The organism is Azospirillum sp. B506 (assembly GCF_000333595.1).
In the GTDB taxonomy this organism is placed as follows: Bacteria; Pseudomonadota; Alphaproteobacteria; order Azospirillales; family Azospirillaceae; genus Azospirillum.
Map to the genome: position 1 here is coordinate 1 of NZ_BADK01000370.1, position 6,291 is coordinate 6,291.

The window sequence follows — 6,291 nt, forward strand, 5'->3', positions numbered from 1 at the left end:
CTATGGCATCGCCAAGTCGTCGGAGCTGACCGAGGCCGAGCTGATGCACACGGTGTTCCCGCATCCGACCCTGTCGGAAATGATGCATGAGTCGGTCCTTGATGCCTATGGTCGCGCGATCCACTTTTAACTAATGTTTCCGAGGTGACGTTCTTCCCAGCCGGATGGGGCAATGGACCGCAGCAGCGCCGCGTATGACGAGGATTTCTACGCCTGGACCCAAGCCCAGGCGCAGGAGCTTCGCCGTGCCGGCGCCGAGCGGAACAACGCCCCGGTCGACTGGGAGAGTGTCGCCGAGGAGATTGAGAGCAGAGGCCGCAACCAGAAGTCCGAGATCGACAACCGGCTTGGCGTTCTGCTGGTCCATTTGCTGAAATGGATGTTCTGTCCTCATCTGCGGGACCGCTGCGAACGGGGCTTGCGCCTGACCGTCCGGGAGCAGCGCAAGAAGCTGATCCGCGAGATCAAGGACAGCCCCAGCCTTCGGCCCTACGTCATCGACGTTTTCGCCGAAGTTTACTCGGATGCCCGCCTGCGGGCCGCCGTCGAAGCGGATACCCCTGACGACCATTTCCCGGTCAAGCCGCCTTTCACGCTTGACCAGGCGCTCGATCCGGCCTATCCGGCCGAGCTGTTTCCGCCGGAATGGCGGGTTTGACATCCTCATCGCACCTATTGTCGGGGCCGGGGCATCGCGTCGGCCATCGGGAGCTTTAGACCATGACCCTCGTCGACCAGACCGAGAAGCTGCGCCACCCCGAGAAGGCCCATAAGCCCGACAACCCCATCCAGCGCAAACCGGCCTGGATCCGGGTCAAGGCGCCGATGAGCCAGGAATACAACGAGACCCGCCAGCTGATGCGCGGGCTGAAGCTGAACACCGTGTGCGAAGAGGCCGCTTGCCCGAACATCGGGGAATGCTGGAAGCACAAGCACGCCACCTTCATGATCCTTGGATCGATCTGCACGCGCGGCTGCGCCTTCTGCAATGTCGAGACCGGGCGTCCGGATCTGCTGGATCCGCATGAACCCGACAATGTGGCTGAAGCGGTCGGCAAGCTGAAGCTCAGCCATGTCGTCATCACGTCCGTCGACCGCGACGATCTGGCCGACGGGGGGGCGGAGCATTTCGCCCGCACCATCCGCGCCATCCGTGCCGCGTCGCCGGAGACGACCATCGAGATTCTGACCCCCGACTTCCAGAAGAAGAAGGGTGCCGTCGAGGTGGTGGTGGAGGCCAAGCCCGACGTGTTCAACCACAATCTGGAAACCGTTCCGCGCCTCTACCCGACAATCCGTCCGGGGGCGCGCTACTTCGCTTCGCTGCAGCTGTTGGCGCGGGTGAAGGAACTGGATCCGACGATCTTCACCAAGTCCGGTCTGATGGTCGGGTTGGGCGAGACGAAGGAGGAGATCGGGCAGGTCATGGACGATCTGCGCGCCGCCGATGTGGACTTTCTGACGATTGGGCAGTATCTCCAGCCGACGCCCAAGCATGCGGCGGTGGATCGCTTCGTGACTCCCGAGGAGTTCGACGGTTATTCCACCGTTGGCCGCGGCAAGGGCTTCCTGCTGGTGGCCTCGTCGCCGCTGACGCGCTCGTCCTATCATGCGGGTGCGGATTTCGAGAAGCTGCGTGAAGCCCGGCTGCGCAAGCTGGGGGTCGCCGCCGCCTGATGCAGGCGGCCCAATAAGAAAGGACATGGTACGGGTATGCCGACGCACGCGGAAAAGAAGGTTCTTCCCTACACCCCCCGCCAGATGTACGAGCTGGTCGCCGATGTGGAGAAGTATCCCGAGTTTCTGCCCTGGTGCCTGGCGGCCCGCATCCGCAAGCGCGAAGACAACGTGATGTTCGCGGACCTGATCATCGGCTTCAAGATGGTCCGCGAACGCTTCACCTCGCGGGTGGAGTTGCACGAGTCCGACTGCCGGATCAATGTGCAGTACACCGACGGGCCGTTCCAGTACCTGAACAATCATTGGATTTTCAGCGAACATCCCGGCGGCTGCTGTGTCGACTTCTTTGTCGATTTCGAGTTCCGCTCGAAGATGCTGCAGAAGATCATGGGCCTGCTGTTCAATGAGGCGGTGCGGCGCATGGTGCAGGCCTTTGAAACGCGCGCGGCCCAGCTCTACGGGCCGGGCCGGGTGACGCAGCCGGCCTGACGCCGGCTGTCGACTGCCAATGCGGCTTATTCCGGTCAGATCTTGTCCGACCAAAGCTCGCCACCGCTGGCCCAATCGCTTTTCTTCACGTCCTGGAAAATGATGTCCACCGCCGAGGGCGAGCATCCCAGCACCTTGACGGTCGCTTCAGTCAGCGCCTTGGCATATTCACGCTTCTGTTCGAGGGTGCGGCCTTCGAACAGCTGGATGTTGATGGTCGGCATCTACAATTCCCTTTGATTGTTAAGAGGTTGCAGGCACCTGCTCAGCGCAGGCTTCCGGTGGGCCGGGCGAGCCGCAGCCGCTCCAGCGCGACCTGCACCGTTGCCATGCGCACGGCGTCACGATCGCCGGGAAAGGTGTATTCCTTGGCCTTCGCCGCACCACCGCGCACGGCGGTCGCCACATAGACCCGGCCGACCGGCTTGGTTTCGGTGCCGCCGCCGGGGCCGGCGATGCCCGTCACCGCCACCGTCACGTCGGCCCGCGACTTCGCCAGGGCACCGACCGCCATGGCGACGGCCACCTCCGGGCTGACGGCGCCATGGGCGTGCAGCAGGCTTGCCGGGACGCCCAGCAGCTCAGTCTTGGCGATATTGGTATAGGTGACAAAGCCGCGGTCGACCACCTTGGACGAGCCGGCGATGTCGGTCAGGGCGCCGGCAATCAGCCCGCCGGTACAGGATTCGGCGGTCGCCAGCATGTAGCCGGCAAGGCCGTATTCGGCAAGCACCTGGGCGGACAGCTCGCGGATGGTCTCGGGAAACATGACGGCCTCTCCCGGTTCGTGGTGTCGGAGCGGATGTTAACCGGGAAGGCGGACGGTCGCCACCGCCTGTGCCGCGATGCCCTCGCGCCGGCCGGTGAAACCCAGCTGTTCGGTGGTGGTCGCCTTGACGCTGACCCGACCGACTTCAATGCCCAGGATTTGGGCAATTCGTTCGGCCATGGCGGCGCGGTGCGGTCCGACCTTCGGCCGCTCACAGATGATGGTCACATCGGCGTGGGCAATGACGCCGCCGCGCTCCGCCACCAGATCGGCAGCATGGCGCAGGAACCTTGCGCTGTCGGCTCCACGCCAGCGCTGATCGGTCGGCGGAAAGTGACTGCCGATGTCTCCGGCGGCCAGGGCCCCCAGAATTGCGTCGGTCAGGGCGTGCAGGCCGACATCGGCGTCGGAATGGCCCTCCAGCCCGTGGCTGTGCGGCACACGGAGGCCGCACAGCGTCACGAAATCGCCATCGGTGAATCGGTGGACGTCGAAGCCACTGCCGGTCCGCACATCCCACAGGTTGCTCATGATCGCACGGCTGGCGCGGATCAGATCGTCGGGTGTGGTCACCTTGAAATTGTCCTCCTTGGACGGCACCAGCGACACCGCCAATCCTGCACGCTCGGCCACCGCCGCATCATCGGTCAGCGACAGGCCGGCGGCGGCACGATGCGCCTCCAGAATGGCGGAGAAGTGGAAGCCCTGCGGCGTTTGCGCTCGCCAAAGTCCCTCGCGGTCCACCGTGCCTGCGGTGGCACCGTCCTTGCCACGCTTCAGCGTGTCGGCAACCTGTACCGCGGCGATGGCGCCCGGCGTGCTGTCGAGAGCGGCGATCACGGCGCCGATGGTGCTGTTCTCGATCAGCGGGCGCGCAGCGTCATGGATCAGCACGAGGTCGGGTGCGCCTTCTGCGGCCAGCGCCTCCAGCCCGTTGCGCACGGAGTCCTGACGGCTGGCTCCGCCGGACACCGGCGCAGGCAAGCCGAGGCCGGCAACGGCGGCCTCATAAGCGTCGCGCCAGGACGGGTCGATGACCACGCGCACGGCGGTGACCTGGGGGTGACTGAGAAAGGCTTCGACCGTCCGGCGCAGCACCGGCTTGCCGGCGAGGTCGAGATATTGCTTCGGCCGTTCGGCCCCGAACCGCTGGCCGGAGCCGCCGGCCACGATCAGGGCGATGCAGGTGGGCGCGATGCAGGTGGGCATGAGGCAAACCGTAAGATATGATAGCCACTTGACGGAAACGTCGCGGAGCCTAGCCTGTCGCCGTGGTTCCGCCAAGTGCCGAGCCTTGCCGTCCTCGTGCTGCCGGACCATGTCCCGGGCCGGCCGGCATGGTCCGGCAGCAGGATGGCGGAAAGACGGGAGTGCATTCGGGTCCATGTCGCAGAACATCTTTTTGAGCCTGACGGCGCTTGTGGCCCTGGTGCCCGCTGCCTTCTATCCCTACCGCCGGATCGCAGGGCAGGGGGTGGAAGGGCGTGNCTGGTCCTTCTGGGGTGCCTTGCTGCTCGCCGCCGCCGGGCCGGGCATGTGGGCGATCCTGCAGGTTGCCGGCCAGTGGCAGACCGGCTTCTCCACCGCACTGTGGGTAACGACGGCTGCCTGCATGGCTCTGTTCATCGGGCTCAGCCTGTTCCATGCGACCGCCTGGAGGCTGACACCGCTGTTGCTGCCCTATCTGCTGGTGGTTTGCCTCCTGGCGACGCTGACCGAGGATGCGCCGGCTCCGATCCTGCGCGGCAATGCGCCCGGCGTCTGGATCGATCTGCACATTGCCGTGTCGGTCTTCACCTACGCGTTGCTGACGCTCAGCGCCGTCTCGTCCTTCGCCGCGGTGATCCAGACTCGCGCCTTGAAGTCGAAACGGCCCACTCCGCTCAGCCGCTTCCTGCCGCCGGTGGCGGAGAGCGAGCGGCTGCAACTGCGGCTGCTGATCGCGTCGGAGGTGATCCTCGGCGTTGGGCTCGCCACCGGCATGGCGGTGCTCTATTTCGAGCAGGGGCAGTTTTTCCGCACCGATCACAAGAGCCTGCTGTCGCTGGCCACCTTCGTCGTGATCGGCGTTCTCCTGCTGGCGGAATACCGTACGGGCGTGCGTGGCCGGACTGCGGCGCGCACCATGCTGATCGTGTATCTGCTGGCGACGCTTGCCTATCCCGGCGTCAAGTTCGTATCGAACGTGCTGATCGGGCAGTGGACATGGAGCTGAACGGAAGGTCGCCGCAAACCAGTGCTAGTCGGTGCGTTTTCGACCGGGCCTCAGCGTAGTCTTTCGGCTTCGCGCTTGCACACGTCTGTGTCAGCGTGATAATCTGCCCAAAATGACGGCACTTTGTTGATTTGCCCATCAATCGGGCAGGTGAGAATGACCATACAAATCGGACCCATCACGCTCGCCGGACCGGTGATCCTGGCGCCCATGTCGGGCGTCTCGGACCTGCCTTTCCGTCGTCTGGTGAAGCGCGCGGGATGTGGCCTTGTGGTGTCGGAAATGATCGCCAGCCAGGCGATGGTCCGCGAGAACCGTCAGACCCTGCGCATGGTGGAGACCGAGCCGGAGGAGTTTCCGATGGCGGTCCAGCTCGCGGGCTGCGAGCCGGAGGTGATGGCCGAGGCGGCCAAGCTGAACGAGGACCGCGGGGCTGCGGTTGTCGATATCAATTTCGGCTGTCCGGTGAAGAAGGTGGTCAACGGCCATGCCGGCTCCTCGCTGATGCGGGATGAGTCCTTGGCCGGCCGTATCCTTGAGGCGGTGGCGAAGGCGGTCAGCATCCCGGTGACGCTGAAGATGCGGCTGGGCTGGGACGAGACCAACCGCAATGCCCCGACCCTTGCCCGCATCGCCGAGCAGAGCGGAATCAAGATGGTGACGGTCCATGGCCGCACCCGAATGCAGTTCTACACCGGCACCGCCGACTGGACCGCGGTTCGTCCGGTCAAGGAGGCGGTGTCGATCCCGGTGGTGGTCAACGGCGACATCACCAGTTTCGAGGCGGTGGACCGCGCGCTTGCCGAATCCGGTGCCGACGGTGTCATGATCGGGCGTGGCAGCTACGGCCGCCCCTGGTTCCCGTCGCAGGTGATGCATTATCTGCGCACCGGCGAGAAAACGTCCGATCCGCCGCTTCACGAGCAGATGACCACGCTGCTCGAACATTTCGACAGCATGCTTGGCCATTACGGCAGCGACGGCGGTATCAAGGTCGCCCGCAAGCATGTCTCCTGGTATTCGACCGGCCTGCGCGGTTCCAACGAGTTCCGGCAGGAGGTCAACCAGCTGGGCGATCCCGACGCGGTGCGCGAGCGCATCCGTGCCTTCTATGAACCGGCAATCGAAAGGATGGCCG

The 6,291-nt window shown here is 64.9% G+C and carries 8 protein-coding genes; 5 read left to right on the forward strand and 3 right to left on the reverse strand.

Going from position 1 to position 6,291, the window contains the following annotated elements:
- Window positions 1–172 precede the first annotated feature (172 nt).
- The 3 genes from I71_RS11460 (at window position 173) to I71_RS11470 (ending at window position 2,169) form a co-directional block, all read left to right on the forward strand.
- Window positions 173–658, forward strand: coding sequence for a DUF29 domain-containing protein (locus I71_RS11460; RefSeq protein ID WP_042694989.1), 486 nt, complete (start codon window positions 173–175; stop codon window positions 656–658).
- Window positions 659–720: 62 nt separating this feature from the next.
- Window positions 721–1,677, forward strand: a complete 957-nt coding sequence (lipA, locus tag I71_RS11465) for a lipoyl synthase (protein ID WP_042694990.1) — start codon at window positions 721–723, stop codon at window positions 1,675–1,677.
- Between the two features lie 36 nt (window positions 1,678–1,713).
- Entirely contained in the window at window positions 1,714–2,169 is a 456-nt protein-coding gene (locus I71_RS11470) for a type II toxin-antitoxin system RatA family toxin (protein ID WP_042694991.1), read from the forward strand.
- 35 nt (window positions 2,170–2,204) lie between these two features.
- Here the strand turns inward: I71_RS11470 and I71_RS11475 are convergent, their stop codons facing one another.
- From I71_RS11475 to I71_RS11485, 3 genes are read right to left on the reverse strand one after another with little or no spacing between them, the layout of a single operon-like run.
- Window positions 2,205–2,393: a 4-oxalocrotonate tautomerase gene (locus I71_RS11475; protein ID WP_042694992.1), complete on the reverse strand. Its 189-nt coding sequence runs from the start codon at window positions 2,391–2,393 to the stop codon at window positions 2,205–2,207.
- A gap of 41 nt (window positions 2,394–2,434) precedes the next feature.
- A complete protein-coding gene (locus tag I71_RS11480) occupies window positions 2,435–2,938 on the reverse strand; it encodes a CinA family protein (protein ID WP_042694993.1) in 504 nt (167 codons plus the stop codon).
- 36 nt (window positions 2,939–2,974) lie between these two features.
- On the reverse strand, window positions 2,975–4,147 hold the full coding sequence (locus I71_RS11485) for a bifunctional 2-C-methyl-D-erythritol 4-phosphate cytidylyltransferase/2-C-methyl-D-erythritol 2,4-cyclodiphosphate synthase (RefSeq protein WP_085940712.1): 1,173 nt from the start codon (window positions 4,145–4,147) through the stop codon (window positions 2,975–2,977).
- 175 nt (window positions 4,148–4,322) lie between these two features.
- Between I71_RS11485 and I71_RS11490 the strand changes: the two genes are divergently transcribed.
- Window positions 4,323–5,153 carry an inner membrane protein YpjD gene (locus I71_RS11490; protein WP_042694994.1) on the forward strand — a complete coding sequence of 277 codons (831 nt, stop codon included), beginning with the start codon at window positions 4,323–4,325 and terminating at the stop codon, window positions 5,151–5,153.
- Window positions 5,154–5,309: 156 nt separating this feature from the next.
- A partial coding sequence (dusB, locus tag I71_RS11495) for a tRNA dihydrouridine synthase DusB (RefSeq protein WP_042694995.1) occupies window positions 5,310–6,291 on the forward strand: 982 nt, incomplete at its 3' end.

Bases quoted from the DNA above. Each gene is read 5' to 3' on its own strand.
- I71_RS11460 (WP_042694989.1), top strand. From the start codon at position 173: ATGGACCGCAGCAGCGCCGCGTATGACGAGGATTTCTACGCCTGGACC.
- lipA (WP_042694990.1), top strand. From the start codon at position 721: ATGACCCTCGTCGACCAGACCGAGAAGCTGCGCCACCCCGAGAAGGCC.
- I71_RS11470 (WP_042694991.1), top strand. From the start codon at position 1,714: ATGCCGACGCACGCGGAAAAGAAGGTTCTTCCCTACACCCCCCGCCAG.
- I71_RS11475 (WP_042694992.1), bottom strand. From the start codon at position 2,393: ATGCCGACCATCAACATCCAGCTGTTCGAAGGCCGCACCCTCGAACAG.
- I71_RS11480 (WP_042694993.1), bottom strand. From the start codon at position 2,938: ATGTTTCCCGAGACCATCCGCGAGCTGTCCGCCCAGGTGCTTGCCGAA.
- I71_RS11485 (WP_085940712.1), bottom strand. From the start codon at position 4,147: ATGCCCACCTGCATCGCGCCCACCTGCATCGCCCTGATCGTGGCCGGC.